The following is a 16,701-nucleotide window of genomic DNA, read 5'->3' as shown; positions in this document are numbered from 1 at the left end:
TACAGATGATAACATTTTTTTGTATATTTGTTGTTCCAAATTATAACAAATTAATTATGTCCTTATTTTCAGATAACATCAGAGCATTGAGGGTTAAGCATAAAATATCTCAGGAGAAATTAGCTGAAAACCTTAGAATTACCCGAGGAAGATACGTTAAGTACGAAGATGGAACCTCCGAAGCACCATATGATATCTTAAAGCAGATTGCTTTATATTTTCATATGAGTATTGATTTACTACTGTCTGTGGATATACGTAAAATCAATATAGAAAACCTGATAAAATTAGAAGGCAACCGACTTATTTTGCCCATACAAGTAGATAGTTTTGGCGAGAATTATATCGAAATTGTATCCCAAAAAGCAAAAGCGGGTTATCTAAACGGATATGCAGATCCGGAATATATAGAGAGTCTGCAGCAGGTTTCCCTTCCGTTTTTAGGACCGGGAAAACATCGAGGATTTCCTGTAGAAGGAGATTCGATGCCGCCACACGAAGACGGATCGATTATCATTGGCCGTTATGTAGAAAGGTTAGGAGAAGTAATGGATGGCAGGACGTATATCCTGATTACCAAAAATGAGGGAATGGTCTACAAACGTCTCAATAAAAACAAAAAGAATGCTTTGGTTTTGGAATCAGACAATCGTTTTTACCCGAATTATGAAGTAAAAGCCTCAGATATTTTAGAAATCTGGGAATACGAATGCAACATTGGCCGTAGTGATAAACGTCATGAACAAACAGAATCTCAAAGTATGAAAGATTTACTTTTGGAGGTGAAAAGGGAAGTGATGGAGATTAAGAATAATACGTCGAATACATAGAAAAGTTTTTTGCCACTCCCGATAGCTCAATGTCATTAAGTTAAGGAGAAATCTGTAAAATTACTTAACCGTTTAATCAAGAAAGTAATTAGAAAAATCTGTTTTTATCAGCGTTTTCGCTTTAGCGAATCAGTAAAATCAGCGTCTAATTTTGACGCGGATAAAACAGATTTACTTCGTAAAAACGCGGATAAAAACGGATTTGATCTGCAATGATTTTATTTTTTAAAAGCTTAACTTAATGACATTGCTCGATAGCTATCGGGAGTAGCTTTAAATAAACTTTGTGCCTTAGCTCCTTTGTGGCAAAAAATTCTAAAAAACCTTCACAAAACCCAATCCATATTGTTGTCCATTATAAAAAGGCATTACCATAGAAGTTGATTTATTTTCAGAGGATGATTTGAATAATTTTCTGGTAATATACGGATTCATCCAATACGCCAATTTAGTACTCAAAATCCCGATTCCGGCTCCGGCGGCAACATCTGTTAACCAATGGCGGTTGTTGTAAATTCTAAATAATCCCGTTCCGGTTGCTACGGCATAACCCGCGATTCCATACCAAATTGATTTGTCTTTGTATTCCTGCCATAAAAACTCAGCTCCGGCAAAAGCAGTTGCAGTATGACCTGAAGGGAAAGAATTATTCGAGCTTCCGTCCGGACGTTCTTCATGAACAATCGATTTTAATCCTAAAACTGTCGAAGCCATGATAACATACGAAGTCACAAAAATGACAGAGCGATCGCGCATATTGTTTTTGCCTTTTACACCAAAAGCGTTCAAAGCATAAACAGAAGCTGCAGGCGCATATTGAGAGAAATCATCAATAGTGATTTTGTTATCAATATCTTCGGTAACTTCATTTTTGATTTGGTGATTGAAACTTAAGAGCTGATCGTTTGCAATACCAATAACACCGTATCCAATCAATACACCGGGAATAATCAATTGTTTGTAATTGAATTTTAATTGATGTGACGTACTGTCAATTTTTGTTATGGAGTCGTTTTGTTGTGCATTTGTATTCAAAACACCAAATAAAAATACCAGAGAAATCGCTTTGTAAAACATCTTGCGTTATTGTTATAAGTTGCAATAATAACGAATGTATGATCTAACTATTTTGGACTTAATCTAACCTTAAGCGAATATTAATTTCTTGGTTTTAAATGAGATAGTTTGATTAAGATTGGCTAAATATTGGGAGGTGAAATGTTCAATATCAATGACAATATCAAAGTAAACATGTTCAATTGAAAAGGTGTAGTTCCTACGGAACAAATATATGGTTGGTGATTTTTTCTACCAACATATAATCTCTCCGAGATATACTTAGTTAGGAGTTAAATGTTGGTAGAAAAAACAACGAAGTATTTTGTACCAAATATAAATCTCTCCGAGATATACTTAGTTAGGAGTTAAATATTGGTAGAAAAAACAACGAAATATTTTGTACCAAATATAAATCTCTACGAGATATACTTAGTTAGGAGTTAAATGTTGGTAGAAAAAACAACAAAATATTTTGTACCAAATATAAATCTCTCCGAGATATACTTAGTTAGGAGTTAAATGTTGGTAGAAAAAACAACGAAATATTTTGTACCAAATATAAATCTCTCCGAGATATACTTAGTTAGGAGTTAAATGTTGGTAGAAAAAACAACAAAATATTTTGTACCAAATATAAATCTCTCCGAGATATACTTAGTTAGGAGTTAAATATTGGTAGAAAAAACAACGAAATATTTTGTACCAAATATAAATCTCTCCGAGATATACTCCGTTAGGAGTTAAATATTGGTAGAAAAAAACAGCGATCAGTAAAAATGTCCCGTAGGGACTACACCTTGCAAAGTTTTACAGAAAAAAACTAAACCTTCAACGAAAACCAAAAAGTACTTCCTAAACCTAAATTGCTTTCAACGCCAACGGTACCATTTTGAGCCTCTATAAATTCTTTGCTGATGGCCAATCCCAATCCGGTTCCTGATTTCTGACTACCGGGTATCTTAAAATATTTATCAAAAATCTTGTCTTTAAATCTTGTTTCGATTCCTTTTCCGGTATCGATCACCTGAAATACAATCTGATTATTTTCATTTTTTAATTTGATAATAATTGTACTTTTTTCAGATGAATAGGTAATTGCGTTTGAAAGATAATTAATCAAAACCCAGCCCGTTTTTTCACTGTCAGCTTTCACATCTTGCAGATTTTCATCGGCATCAATAATCAGTTTAATTTGTTTTTGATCTGCCTGAACTTTTACGGCTTCGGTAGCATAATTTACAATTGCATACGGATTACTTTTTTCGATATTCAGCTGAATATTTCCTGTTTCTAATTGCGATAGATTTAGTAATTCGCCAGTTATTTTCAATAATCTTTGACTGTCATCTTTAATGCTTTCGACCAATTGTTTCTGATCGTCGTTCATATCACCTGTTTTTGCATTTTCAAGCAATTGTAAACTCAGTTTTATAGACGCAATTGGCGTTTTTAATTCGTGTGAAACCGTTGCAATAAAATTCGTTTTTGCAAAATCAAGTTCTTTAAATAAGGTAATATTTCGCAGAATTATAACATCGCCAATATTGATTTCTTTTTCTTCTCCGGTTGGCGTTATTGTGATGTTGATGGTTTCTTTATCAAAATAACTTTCTTTTCCGTGGGCGAAAATTTTCATTGGTTGTTTTTTCTGAGAATCAGTTGCTAATTCTTTCAAAATCAAAGAACGAATCAAGTCATTCGATAAAGCCAATGTCGAAGCTGAATGGCCAATAACATCTTCAGATTTCATTCCGATAATTTTTAGCGCTTCATCATTTGCAAACAAAATAGTACCTTCATTATCCAGCCCAATGATAGGATCGTGCATATTGTTAATAAGCGTTTCGAGTCGTTTTTTCTCAAAGAATAATTTGTACAAATTACTATTGTTGTATTCCTGGAGTTTTTGTGCCATTGTATTAAACGATTTTGCCAGATCACCATACTCGTTGTGATTGGTGAAATGCACACGTTCCGAATAATTTTTATTTGCAATTTCTTTAATACTCTGAGTCAATTCCTTAATTGGGTTGGCGATATTATTAGGTAGATTTATCAGTAAATTAAAGGCAATTAAAAAACACAAAGTTCCCACAATGGCAATCCATAAATTGGCAGTTTCTGCAGTATGTTTGGCGATATCACTTTTTTGCTTTATGGCATCGAGATTGAGTTTCATAATCGCAAAAATATCTTGTCTGATTTGTGTTTTTAGAGCCTCGTTAGAACTGTTTTTTTCTAAAAGAGCAAAGCTTTTCTCTAGATTAGCTGTTGCTTCTTTTTCTCCGGGTTCAGTAACATTTTGAGTCTGTTTTGCAAGATATTCTCTAAAAGTATGTAGCTTCTTATCTGTAGTCATTTTAGTTTCATCCAAAGACAAAATCATATTTCTCGAATATTCAAGCGTATTATAATTCGCTTTCAGAATATTTTCCGTGTCTGCTTTTATCAAAAAAACAGAATATCCACTCACTAATGAAAGTATGATAATCATTAAAAATAACAATCCAACTCCCAGATTCAATTTAGTTTTAATTCTCATGACGTTTATTTAAAAACAAGTTTTTTATATATGAACCATTAAGTTATTAAGTTGCATAAAGTCAAAGCTTAATCTTTCTTAATCTCTTAATGGTAAAAAAAATTACGATAAAATAACAAGGTCTACATTCGATAAAGACAGACTATTCAATAATCGTCTGAAAATCGTTGTAGACAAAATTACTTTAAATAAATTCAAATGTGGTTTCCCGATGCAAACAGTTGTAATATGTTTTTCTTCAACCGCAATCAAAATCGCTTCTGCAATATTTTTATTTTCTAATTTAATAACTTCGGCACCTAATTGCACCGCCAATTTAAAATTATTGATTAAATGACGTTGTTTGTCTAATGCAATTTTAATGCTGCTTTCTTTAGGTGTTTCTACATATAAAACATACCACGATCCGTTGTAATAACTTGCCAAACGTGCCGCTTTTCTAATTACAATTTTAGCTGTTTTATCATTACTGCTAATGCAAGCCAGAAGTTTTTCATGTCGTAAAGCATGTAGATTAGGCACTTCGCTTTCGACTTTTCGAACCACCTGACTGGCTACTTCTTTCAGAGCCAATTCACGCAATTGCAAAATCTGATCTGATTTAAAGAAATTTGTCAAAGCTGTCTGAATTTTATCAGCCGTATAAATTTTTCCTTCTTTCAAACGTGCGATCAAATCTTCAGCCGTCAAATCGATATTCACCACTTCGTCTGCCAATCGCAAAACATTATCCGGAATGCGTTCCTGAACATCAATTCCCGTAATCCGTTTTACATCTTCATTTAAACTCTCGATATGCTGAATATTTACTGCCGAAATCACATTGATTCCTGCTTCCAGAATTTCAAGAACATCCTGCCAGCGTTTTTCGTTTTTGCTTCCTTCAACATTCGTATGTGCCAATTCATCGACAATTACGACTTCAGGTCTTAGATTGATAATCGCCTGCACATCGAGTTCCTCGAGCTCTTTCCCTTTATAGAAAATGGTTCGCCGTGGAATCACAGGCAAACCAGATAAAAGCTCATGCGTTTCCTTTCGCATATGCGTTTCGATGTAACCAATTTTCACATCAATTCCGTTCTTCAATAACGAATGTGCTTCCTGCAGCATCCGATACGTTTTACCCACACCGGCACTCATGCCAATGTAGACCTTAAACTTTCCTTTTCGTGATTTCTGAATTAAATCGAGAAAGTGCTGTGCGTTATTTTCTTTTTCCTTTTCCATAGTATTCGCCGCGAAGACGCTAAGACATAAAGTTTTTTAATTTTTTTTAGCCACAGATTTCACAGATTAAAAGGATTTTTAAATGGCTTTGTGTAGATTTATTTGCCACGAATTACACAAATTTCCGCGAATTATATTTAAATAAAAAATTAGTGAAAATATGTGTAATTCGTGGCGAAAAAAATCCGTTTAATCTGTGAAATCTGTGGCTGATAATACTAGAAACTAATCGCCAACGAAGTCGTTACAAACGCATTCGTATTCGTAGGCAGATTGTCTTTTGTAAATATCTCATCTTTACTTGAAAGATTTCTTGCTTCTAATCTAAATATTACATTATCAGTAACTAAGTAATCAAAGTTAGCTGAAAATCCGTAAGTTTTAAAACCATTTGGAGTTCCTGTTGCGATAATAACTCCTTTTTCATCACTATAATATTCACCACGCGCTGCAAGCTGAATTTTATCCGTTGGTTTGTATTGCAAAATCAAAACAGGCGAAAACCACGTATCGTATTTAGTACTGTTTTTAGCCGCTTGTTGAGAACCAATATCAAAACCAGCCGTAACATTTGTTTTATCCGTTACTTTAAATTGTCCGTAAAAGTTATTAAAGTAGCGCCATTTTTTGTCAATATCCGGTTGTTCATTTCCCACATAAGTACTCCAGTTCAAAACCACCCTGTCCGTTGGTTTGTAAGTAACCTGCGTTCCAAAAGCAGGCGTTTGATTGCCTTTTACTTTTTCAATACGTTGCCAGCCATTCAAATACATTCCGGCCAAATACCATTTTCCAGATTCTGATGTATAACCAATTTTAACTCCCGTTTCATAATAAGGTGAGTTTTCAGCCAGAATACTTCTAGTCAAAGTAGGGCAATCTTTCCCAATAGCACTTTCGAAACCTATGTGTGCCGGCATAATTCCCGCATCAATCCATAGATTATGACTTTGCGAAATTTTCACCCCCACATTTGCCTCATAAATATTTTTCAATAAACCTTGTTCTGCTGCCATGTTGTATTCGGCATAAGTTCCTGCCATTAGGGCAAAATTTCCACGAACATTATCTTTTTGATAGTTCACTTTTGCCAAACCTAAATTGATATTCACTTCATTGCTTTTATTATAATTGTAAAAAAAGCTCGGGCGAGTATGATTGTCTGGTTTCCCGAAATCATAACTATAATAAACGTCTACATATCCTGAAAACGTAAATGGACTTTTTGTTTCTTCCTGAGCGTGTAAATTGGTAAAACCAAAGGCAATTAAAGCCGTAAGTATAATTTTTTTCATTTTTTTAATGTGGTATTCAAACCCGACAGTTCTCTAAACTTATCACGTTTAATTAATTTTATTAGTAGGTTTTTTTGGAGCTAATCCCGCTATCCGTTTCAATCTTTTTCTTTTTAAAGAAAAAAGAAAAAGGATTTCCACTACTATCGGGGCTAGGGCACTTGAGGCTAAAAAGGGTGATTAGTATCCTAACAGGTTTTTAAAACCTGTTAGGTATTTAATTTTAGCGTTCCAATAGATCAACGCACAGATTTGTCATCCCGAGGAACGAGGGATCTCTGCAAGAAGCTCCATAAAGTACGTCGCCATTTTTGTCGAGTTTCTAGCGGAGATCTTCATTCCTCCGCATGACGAAGTTTGTGGTTATTCTATGATTAATGGTTGACGCTGATTTTCATATCTGTAATGTTTTGAAAACCTTGCAGGAGAAAACCTTAGAATTGATGAACGCATCACTTTGTCATACCTAACAGGTTTTAAAAACCTGTTAGGATAATCCATAAACTACGTTGCCATTTTTGTCGAGTTTCTAGTCGAGATCCCTCGTTCCTCGGGATGACGAAGTTTGTGGTACTCTATGAATAATGGTTGATGCTGATTTTTCATACCTGTAAGGTTTTGAAAACCTTGCAGGAGAAAACCTCAGAATTGATGAACGCATCACTTTGTCATACCTAACAGGTTTTGAAAACCTGTCAGGATAAAAACCTTAGAATCTTAGCGACTCAGAACCTAAGAACCTTTCTTAGAAAGCTCATCCAAAGCCACATTCAATTCCAACACATTAACTGTTGGAGTTCCCATAACTTTTGGAGTATTAATTTTAGATTCAACTAAGGCTTTCACTTTATCTTCGGATAAATTTCTTTCTTTGGCAACACGTTTTATCTGAATCAAAGCACCTTGAGGAGAAATATTAGGATCTAAACCACTTCCCGAAGCCGTAACCATATCAGCAGGAATCTCTGATTTTCTTAAATAAGGATGAACAATCAGAAAAGTATCAATTCTTTTTTGAACCACAGCCAGATATTCAGCATTGCTTGGTCCTTTGTTACTACCACCACTTCCGGCAGCATTATAATCTACAGCCGAAGGGCGTCCCCAGAAATAATTGGATTTATCGAATTTCTGACCAATTTTTTGGTACCCAACCACTTTTCCGTTAACCGAAATAGTTTCTCCTTTTCCCTGATTCGGAGCAAATTGTGCAATTCCATAAATGGCTAAGGGATAAATAATGGCCAACAGAACCACCATAAGAAGGGTGAATTTTAATATTGAAAATATATTTTTCATTTTTTTTTAAGTTTCTAAGGGACTAAGTCTCTAAGTTTTTAATATTTTTTTTGAAGATTCTGAGCGGTAAGTTTCTAAGACACTAAGAAAAAAACTTAGAAACTTAGCAACTCAGCGCCTTAGTAGCTACATAAAAAGTGCTACAGCCAAATCAATTAATTTAATACCGATAAAAGGAATGATCAACCCGCCTAAACCATATATCAATAAGTTTCTTTTTAAGATAGCACTTGCCCCGATTGGTTTATAATCAACACCTCTCAACGCTAATGGAATCAATATTGGAATGATGATCGCATTAAAAATCACTGCTGATAAAATCGCACTTTCCGGACTGTGCAAATGCATGATATTCAAGCCTTCAAGCGCAGGAATCGCAGTAATAAAAAGAGCAGGAACAATAGCAAAATATTTCGCAACGTCATTTGCAATAGAAAAAGTAGTTAAAGTTCCACGAGTCATTAAAAGCTGTTTCCCAATTTCGATAATCTCAATAAGTTTTGTTGGGTCATTGTCAAGATCGACCATGTTTCCGGCTTCTTTTGCAGCCTGAGTTCCGCTGTTCATCGCAACACCCACATTGGCTTGTGCTAGGGCAGGAGCATCATTCGTTCCGTCACCCATCATGGCAACAAGTTTACCCATATTCTGTTCGTTTTTGATATAGTTCATTTTATCCTCAGGTTTCGCCTCGGCAATAAAATCATCAACACCGGCAGCTTCAGCAATAAATTTCGCCGTAAGTGGATTATCTCCCGTAACCATTACCGTTTTAACCCCCATTTTTCTCAAACGGTCAAAACGTTCTTTCATTCCGGTTTTGATGATATCCTGTAATTCGATAACACCTTGTACCTGATTGTTTTTAACCACCACTAATGGAGTTCCTCCTTTAGACGAAATATCAATTACTTTTTGAGCAGTATCTTCAGGGAAAGTATTTCCAGCCTGAAGCGAAATGTTTTTTGCAGCATCCTGAGCTCCTTTTCTAATATTGGTTCCGTCTTTTAAAATAACTCCGGAAGTTCTCGTTTCAGCGGTAAATTTGATTAAAGTAGCACCTTCAATAGATAATTTATTGGCAGTTTCGGCTCCTGCCAATTCCACGATACTTTTCCCTTCCGGAGTGTCATCTGCTAGTGAACTTAATACAGCAGATTTTATAAAATCTTCTTCAGATACGCCTTTTGCAGGATAAAAATTAGTTGCTTTTCTGTTACCAATCGTGATTGTTCCGGTTTTATCCAAAAGCAATACGTCAATGTCTCCGGCAGTTTCAACTGCTTTTCCGGATTTTGTAATTACGTTGGCACGCAACGCTCTGTCCATACCCGCAATACCAATAGCAGAAAGTAAACCTCCAATTGTAGTTGGAATCAAACATACAAACAAAGAAATAAAAGCCGCAATCGTGATGGGTGCATTTGCATAGTCGGCAAACGGTTTTAGCGTAACGCACACAATCACGAATATTAAAGTAAATGCGGCTAATAAAATGGTTAAGGCAATTTCGTTTGGTGTTTTCTGACGGCTTGCACCTTCAACCAAAGCAATCATTTTATCCAGAAAGCTTTCGCCAGGTTCAGAGGTTACGATTACTTTAATTTTATCAGACAATACTTTTGTACCTCCGGTTACAGATGATTTATCACCACCGGCTTCCCGGATTACAGGAGCACTTTCTCCCGTAATGGCGCTTTCGTCGATAGTAGCCAAACCTTCGATAATTTCACCATCTGTTGCAATTAGATCACCTGATTCACAAATAAAAACATCTCCTTTTTTCAGTTCTGATGAACTGATGTTTTTGATATCTCCGTTTGGCAAAATTTGTCTGGCAGGAGTTTCTTCCCGTGTTTTTCTCAAACTATCAGCTTGTGCTTTTCCTCGTGCTTCGGCAATAGCTTCGGCGAAATTGGCAAACAAAAGCGTTGCTAATAAAATTAAAAACACAATTAAATTATAGACAAAACTACCCTGATCTGTTGCTCCCATTAAAATGGAAATACAAACGGCGAACATAATGGCAGTTCCTATTTCTACGGTAAACATTACCGGATTTTTGATCATCATTTTTGGATTCAGCTTCACAAAAGATTGCACTAGGGCTTCTTTTACTTGCTTACTTTCAAACAATGAATTGGATTTATTAGTTGTCATTTTCTTGTAAAAAGTTAAATGTTATTTGTTAAATGTTATGCGTTGAAAAACAATTAGAGGATAAAACATAGCCAACGGTTTCAACCGTTGGAGAGCAACGTATATCATAATTTGTCCCCGTGGTTGAAACCACGGGCTATGTTTGTTGAGCATTATTTTAAAGTAAAGTATTCCGCTAATGGACCTAAAGCCAACGCTGGGAAGAAGGATAAGGCAGCAATAATTGCGATTACAGCAAAAACCATTACTCCAAAAATTGAAGTGTCAGTTTTTAAAGTTCCCGCACTTTCAGGGATATATTTTTTATTAGCCAATAATCCTGCAATAGCCAATGGACCAATGATAGGAATGAAACGACTTAACAACAACACAATTCCTGTAGTGATATTCCAGAACGGATTGTTATCTCCTAAGCCTTCAAAACCAGAACCGTTATTGGCCGCACTAGAAGTATACTCATATAACATTTCAGAGAATCCGTGATGTCCGGGATTGTTCAGCCAACCCGTTGCGTTTCCGTTAAACCAATATCCCATTGCGGTATCATGCGCAGCAAAATAAGAAGCCAAAGCTGTCCCGGATAAGATTAATAAAGGGTGAAGAATTGCAATAAAAGCAGCAATTTTAACTTCCCGCGCTTCGATTTTCTTTCCTAAAAACTCAGGAGTTCGACCCACCATTAATCCGGAAATAAATACAGCCAGAATGATAAAAATGTAGAAGTTCAGAATCCCGACACCACAACCGCCATAAAAAGCATTAACCATCATGGCAAGCAATTCCATAGCACCGGAAACCGGCATTGAACTATCGTGCATACTATTTACAGAACCTGTAGAAATTACCGTTGTAGCAATGCTCCAGAATCCTGAAATAGCAGGTCCAAACCGAACCTCTTTTCCTTCCATCGCTCCCGTTGCCTGTGCAATTCCCATTCTTTCGATTGCAGGATTCCCGTTAATTTCGCTCATAACAGTTGGCACAACCAGTAATAAGAATCCAAGGGTCATAACTCCGAAAATTACATAGGAGAATTTTCTTTTCTTTAGATAAAAACCTAAGGCAAAAATCATCGCAAACGGGATAATTAATTGTGCCCATAATTCGACAGCATTCGTAAAGTAAGTAGGATTTTCTAATGGATGTGCCGAGTTGGCACCAAAGAAACCACCACCATTTGTTCCTATATGTTTGATGGCAATAAATGCAGCAGCTGGTCCGCGGGAAACTTCAACATGATCACCTTGTAAAGTAGTAATAGCATCTTTACCTTCAAAAGTCATTGGTGAACCGCTAAATACCAAGGCAGTAGCTACAATAGCTGAAAGTGGTAATAAAATACGGGTACAGCTTTTAATAAAATAATTATAAAAGTTACCCAATTTATCAGTAGTTCTTTCCTTCATTGCTGTAAAAACCATTGCTGCAGCAGCCATTCCCACACCAGCAGAAACAAATTGCAGGAACATCAGGAATATTTGAGATAAATAAGAGACACCGCTTTCACCTGAATAATGCTGTAAATTACAATTCACTATAAAAGAGATAGCCGTATTAAAGGCCAAATCCGGGCTCATCGATGGGTTGTTATCAGGATTTAAGAATAACGATCCCTGAAACAATAAGATAAAAAAGCAAAGAAAGAACCAAACCATATTAATACTTAAAAGTGTTTTTAAGTGTTGCTTCCAGTTCATTTCTTCAGTAGAATTGATTCCACTGATTTTAAAAATAAGTTTTTCAATTGGATTGAAAATCGGGTCAAGAAATGTTTTATCACCCAAATAAACTTTAGCAATATATTTCCCTAGCGGAATGGCTAAAACTATCGAAATGATAAAAATACTAATGACGCCAAGTAATTCTGTGTTCATAATTTTGAGATTATTTTTGTTGTGAGATGTAATTTGTAAAATGAAAGATGTAGATGAAAGTTGAAACATCAGCTGACTTCTAACTCTTAACATTCAACTTTACATCATTAAAATTTTTCGGGTTTGATTAATACATAAACCAAATAGCCAAAAACGGCGAGGGCAATAATAAATAGTGCAGTCATGATTTAGATTTTTTCAAAAAATTCAACTGATTTAAAACAAATAGCAAAAAGCAAAACAGCCAATGCGAGTAAAAGAAAAGTGATTAACATATTAGATGATTTTAGATTTTAGAATGTAGATTATAGATTTAGGGCTTTTGCGATTACCAGTTAACCGATTAAACATTTTACACGCCCGAAGTATTAATTTGTTTGATATATTCTGCTTTAAGCGTTTGAGGAAAAAGGTGTGAAATGTTGCAATGACGTACTTCCATAAAAGAAGAAACAGAGAAAACATACACATTAGAAATAGCATTTTTAGTTTCGATACTTCCGGTAATAAATAGACGTTCAGCAAGAGCTAGGCATTTTTTTGCCCGTACGATATTACCCGAAATAATAGATTTTTTGGTGATCTCTGCAAAACGTTCTGCTTGTTTGTAGATTGAGGTGACTTGATTTTTCATGAGAATGAATTTTGTGTTCTTCCCACTTATGCCAAAAGTCAGACCGAAAAATGGTAGTAATAGATAAAGTATTGCCCATAAAGGCGTTGAGGTTTTGTGCCAAAAAGTGGCCATAAAAAAAGCCTATCAAAATGATAAGCTTTTATTAAAATGATAGGTTTGTTTTATTAAAAATCAGGAATTAAAAATGTCATTACTGGTGATTGAAACTTAGAATTTAAATCCCAGACGGATGCAATATTTATAGAAAAATATAGATTACGTTCATATAACCCGCCGCGGCGGATGACATACTTTGGTTTCAAAAGAAAAATTAAGACATCGTTCCACTGGAGCTTTTATAGAAATTTAAAGTTGAAATTTGCCATTACCATTGCTATTGGAATTTGGAATTTAATTTTTGGAATTTTTACTCTGTCTATTGTATACTATATTCTTCTAGTTTTCGATACAAAGTTGCAATTCCAATTTCCAGTAATCGGGCAGTTTCCGCTTTATTGCCTTTAGTGTAATTCAAAACCTTCTGGATATGCAACTTCTCAATGCTTTGCATAGAGAAAGCCGACATTGATTTGGTGGCTTTTTCTGGCTGATGCTGCATTTCGTAAGGTAAAACATCCGAGGTTAAAATACTACCGCTGCTTAAAATTACAGATCTTTCGATAACATTTTTAAGTTCACGAATATTTCCCGGCCAGGAATAATTTTCTAGTTTCTGAAGAAAATCGTCAGCAATATCTAAAGTCTTTTTATTAGTCTTCTCAGAAAATTGTTTGACAAACGAGTGGGTCAGAGGTGCGATATCTTTTATTCTTTCGCGCAAAGGCGGAAGAGTAATCTCAAAAATATTCAAACGAAAATACAAGTCAGAACGAAAACGGTGTTCCTTACTTTCTGTTTTCAAATCTCTGTTAGTAGCAGCAATTAACCTGAAATTTGATTTTTTGGGAGTTGTATCACCAATTGGGATATATTCGCTGGTTTCTAAAACGCGTAATAGTTTGGCTTGCAGTTCAATTGGCATTTCTCCAATTTCGTCCAGGAATAAAGTTCCGCCATTAGCCTCTTCAATAAACCCTTTCTTATCTTTCAAAGCTCCGGTAAAAGCACCTTGTTTATGACCAAAAAGTTCACTCTCCAGAATTTCCTTACTGAAAGTACTACAGTTTAGCGCTACGAAAGATTTCCCAACGCGATTACTGTTTTCATGAATCGCTTGCGCAAAAACTTCTTTTCCGGTTCCGGTTTCGCCGGCAAGCAAAACGGTCGAATCAGTCTTGGCAACTTTTTTTGCAAGGTCAATAACTTGTTCAATTCCTTTTGATTTTCCAATAATGGTATTAAAAGAATATTTATCTCCAATACGTTTCTCGAGTTGCTTCACCTTTTTCTGCAAATGGACTTTTTCAACAGCTTTGTATAAAAGTGGAATAATTTTGTCGTTATCATCCCCTTTTACGATATAATCAAAAGCGCCGTTTTTCATCGCCTGAACACCATCAGGAATATTTCCAAAAGCCGTTAATAAAATAACTTCAATCAAAGGAAAGCTCCCTTTTATGTTTTGCAGAAAATCAACCCCATTTCCGTCAGGTAATTTTACATCACATAAAACAACATCAATATCAGTTTGCTCGAGTTTCTTAAAACCGGATTTTAAATCTTTAGCTTCAATAACTTCAAATCCTTCTGATTTAATAATGCGTGCCAACAGACTTCTGAGTTTTTCTTCGTCGTCTATAATTAAAATTTTATGTGTCATTTGAGGAAAAGTCTAGGATAGAAATTGATTTTTGAGATACAAATTTAGGTTTTAAATCATTCAACTTTTTGATCGATAGGAAATTCTTGCGAAAAAATAATTTTAAGATCGTAAAGTTGTGGCTTCTATTATAAAATTAAATTTTAAGCTATCAAATGGCGATATTTCAATTACATATAACAGCATTAAAACATTTAACACTGATAAATTTATAATTCTATTAACATGAAAAAATTTAAGCTTTGTAGTAAATGAATTAATTTTGTATAAAAGCTACATTATATATGAAAGACTCAATTTCAATCTCAATATTAGAATTAGCTATCATTACACAAGATAGCAACGCAAGCGAAACATTTCAAAAAACAAAAGAAATAGCCCAACTTGCAGATAACTTAGGTTATAAACGTTTTTGGTTGGCAGAACATCACAATATGGCACACGTTGCCAGTTCAGCAACGGTAGTTTTGATTGGTTATATCGCCAGTCAGACTCAAAGCATTCGTGTAGGTTCAGGCGGAATCATGCTGCCGAATCACTCTCCTTTAGTAGTAGCTGAACAATTCGGAACCCTGGAAACACTTTATCCAAACCGAATTGATTTAGGTTTAGGAAGAGCGCCGGGAACAGATCAGCCAACGGCCGAAGCCATCAGAAAAGACTTTTTTGAACAGGCACAACGCTTTCCTCAAAACGTAACGAAACTTCAGGATTACTTTTCTGCCGAAAATGCAACCGCAAAAGTGAGAGCTTTTCCCGCCGAAGGTACAAATGTCCCAATCTGGATTCTGGGCTCAAGTACAGAAAGTGCTGCCCTAGCTGCAGCTTATGGATTACCGTATGCTTTCGCCGGACATTTTGCACCACGCCAAATGATTCAGGCTTTTGAGTTTTACCGCGAAAATTTCCAGCCTTCAGACGTTTTAGATAAACCAAAAACAATGGCTTGCGTCAATATCATTGCAGCCGATACAAATGAAGAAGCCGAAAGATTATCTACAAGTTTGTACCAAATGTTTCTAAACTTAATTCGAGGTGATCGTAAAGGCTTGCAACCGCCTGTAGATTCTCTGGATGATATCATGAGCGAAGAAGAACGTTTTCATGTCAATCAAATGACCGCATGTACATTCACAGGAAACAAAGAGCAACTGATAACAGATCTTAAAAAATTCATCAATTACTCAAAAGTAGACGAGCTAATGGCAACAGGCCCAATTTTCGATCATCAGGCTAAACTCAAAAGCATCCACATTACAAAAGAAGTAATCGATAGTATAAACACTATATAAGGACACTTTTCTCTATCCTATATATAAGGTAAGATTTCCATCATCCAGCCCGACAGGTTTCCAAAACCTGTCGGGTTTATTTTTATGAGCCATATAAAGAGTGACCATGTCCGGCTGAGCAAAGTCGAAGCCTGCTTTTTTAGAATTTCGGGTTTAATAAAGATCCAGAGCTATTTCCCGCTATCCGTTCCAATCTTTTGTGCCGAACCCCGACACAAAAGGATTTTCACTACTATCGGGGCTAGGGCAGTAGTTTTCATGAGAAGAACATTTGCAATAAGTATAAAGAGAACTTAACGTTTTACCAGAGATAGCAATCGGAATTCCGATAAACCAGAAAACACAAGGAAAAGCAGGCTTTGCGTCTTAGCGTCTTCGTGGCAAAACCAACGCCTTTACGGTAAAACCAGCATAAACCAGTTAATCTGGAGAAAACTCAAAAGAAATCGGATTGTAAAAAACACCAAACCAGTAACTTAAGAAAAAGATTAAAAATACTTTGAAAAAGGTATTGTTTTACTAAACAAACTACCTACTTTTGCACCCGCAACAACGACAGACGTTCACTGAAATACTGACAAGCCTTACTAATCAAAACGAAAATTTATTTTCTAAAAAAGATTTCGAAAAGCTTGTGAGATTTGAAAACAGATGTTACATTTGCACCCCGCAAAACAACGGAAGTTCATTGATAGATTGGTTAGGAAATGAGAAGAAAAGGAAA

12 protein-coding genes are annotated in these 16,701 nt (G+C 35.5%); 2 read left to right on the top strand and 10 right to left on the bottom strand.

All coding sequences use genetic code 11. The features are described 5' to 3' along the window. The first annotated feature begins 56 nt into the window (after positions 1–56). Positions 57–830: an XRE family transcriptional regulator gene (locus tag NJT12_RS20470; RefSeq protein ID WP_072965029.1), complete on the top strand. Its 774-nt coding sequence runs from the start codon at positions 57–59 to the stop codon at positions 828–830. Between the two features lie 315 nt (positions 831–1,145). Here the strand turns inward: NJT12_RS20470 and NJT12_RS20465 are convergent, their stop codons facing one another. From NJT12_RS20465 to NJT12_RS20425, 10 genes are all read right to left on the bottom strand, one after another. Then, complete coding sequence (locus tag NJT12_RS20465; protein WP_271337815.1) at positions 1,146–1,907, bottom strand: phosphatase PAP2 family protein; 762 nt, start codon at positions 1,905–1,907, stop codon at positions 1,146–1,148. 802 nt (positions 1,908–2,709) lie between these two features. Beyond that, positions 2,710–4,431 carry a sensor histidine kinase gene (locus NJT12_RS20460; RefSeq protein WP_271337813.1) on the bottom strand — a complete coding sequence of 574 codons (1,722 nt, stop codon included), beginning with the start codon at positions 4,429–4,431 and terminating at the stop codon, positions 2,710–2,712. Between the two features lie 102 nt (positions 4,432–4,533). Further along, on the bottom strand, positions 4,534–5,661 hold the full coding sequence (locus tag NJT12_RS20455; RefSeq protein ID WP_271337811.1) for a sensor protein KdpD: 1,128 nt from the start codon (positions 5,659–5,661) through the stop codon (positions 4,534–4,536). A gap of 218 nt (positions 5,662–5,879) precedes the next feature. Then, positions 5,880–6,956 (bottom strand): porin, encoded by a 1,077-nt coding sequence (locus tag NJT12_RS20450; protein WP_271337809.1) that lies wholly within the window; start codon positions 6,954–6,956, stop codon positions 5,880–5,882. A 732-nt stretch (positions 6,957–7,688) separates the two neighbouring features. Then, the gene (locus tag NJT12_RS20445; RefSeq protein ID WP_271337807.1) at positions 7,689–8,255 is read right to left on the bottom strand and encodes a K(+)-transporting ATPase subunit C; all 567 of its coding nucleotides are present in this window, start codon (positions 8,253–8,255) and stop codon (positions 7,689–7,691) included. Between the two features lie 126 nt (positions 8,256–8,381). Further along, on the bottom strand, positions 8,382–10,415 hold the full coding sequence (gene kdpB / locus NJT12_RS20440) for a potassium-transporting ATPase subunit KdpB (protein WP_271337806.1): 2,034 nt from the start codon (positions 10,413–10,415) through the stop codon (positions 8,382–8,384). 152 nt (positions 10,416–10,567) lie between these two features. After that, positions 10,568–12,289, bottom strand: a complete 1,722-nt coding sequence (gene kdpA, locus NJT12_RS20435) for a potassium-transporting ATPase subunit KdpA (RefSeq protein WP_271337804.1) — start codon at positions 12,287–12,289, stop codon at positions 10,568–10,570. Between the two features lie 107 nt (positions 12,290–12,396). Next, positions 12,397–12,474 (bottom strand): K(+)-transporting ATPase subunit F, encoded by a 78-nt coding sequence (gene kdpF / locus NJT12_RS25195; RefSeq protein WP_016362011.1) that lies wholly within the window; start codon positions 12,472–12,474, stop codon positions 12,397–12,399. Positions 12,475–12,641: 167 nt separating this feature from the next. Next, on the bottom strand, positions 12,642–12,923 hold the full coding sequence (locus NJT12_RS20430; protein WP_089352131.1) for a DUF7674 family protein: 282 nt from the start codon (positions 12,921–12,923) through the stop codon (positions 12,642–12,644). A gap of 418 nt (positions 12,924–13,341) precedes the next feature. Beyond that, positions 13,342–14,685: a sigma-54-dependent transcriptional regulator gene (locus NJT12_RS20425; RefSeq protein ID WP_271337799.1), complete on the bottom strand. Its 1,344-nt coding sequence runs from the start codon at positions 14,683–14,685 to the stop codon at positions 13,342–13,344. A gap of 284 nt (positions 14,686–14,969) precedes the next feature. On the opposite strand from NJT12_RS20425, the gene NJT12_RS20420 reads away from it, so the two are divergent. After that, positions 14,970–15,977 (top strand): LLM class flavin-dependent oxidoreductase, encoded by a 1,008-nt coding sequence (locus NJT12_RS20420; protein ID WP_271337797.1) that lies wholly within the window; start codon positions 14,970–14,972, stop codon positions 15,975–15,977. Positions 15,978–16,701: the final 724 nt, after the last annotated feature.

The organism is Flavobacterium azizsancarii (assembly GCF_027980145.1).
GTDB classification, from domain to species: Bacteria; Bacteroidota; Bacteroidia; order Flavobacteriales; family Flavobacteriaceae; genus Flavobacterium; species Flavobacterium azizsancarii.
This window is presented reverse-complemented; position numbering and strand designations above follow the sequence as displayed.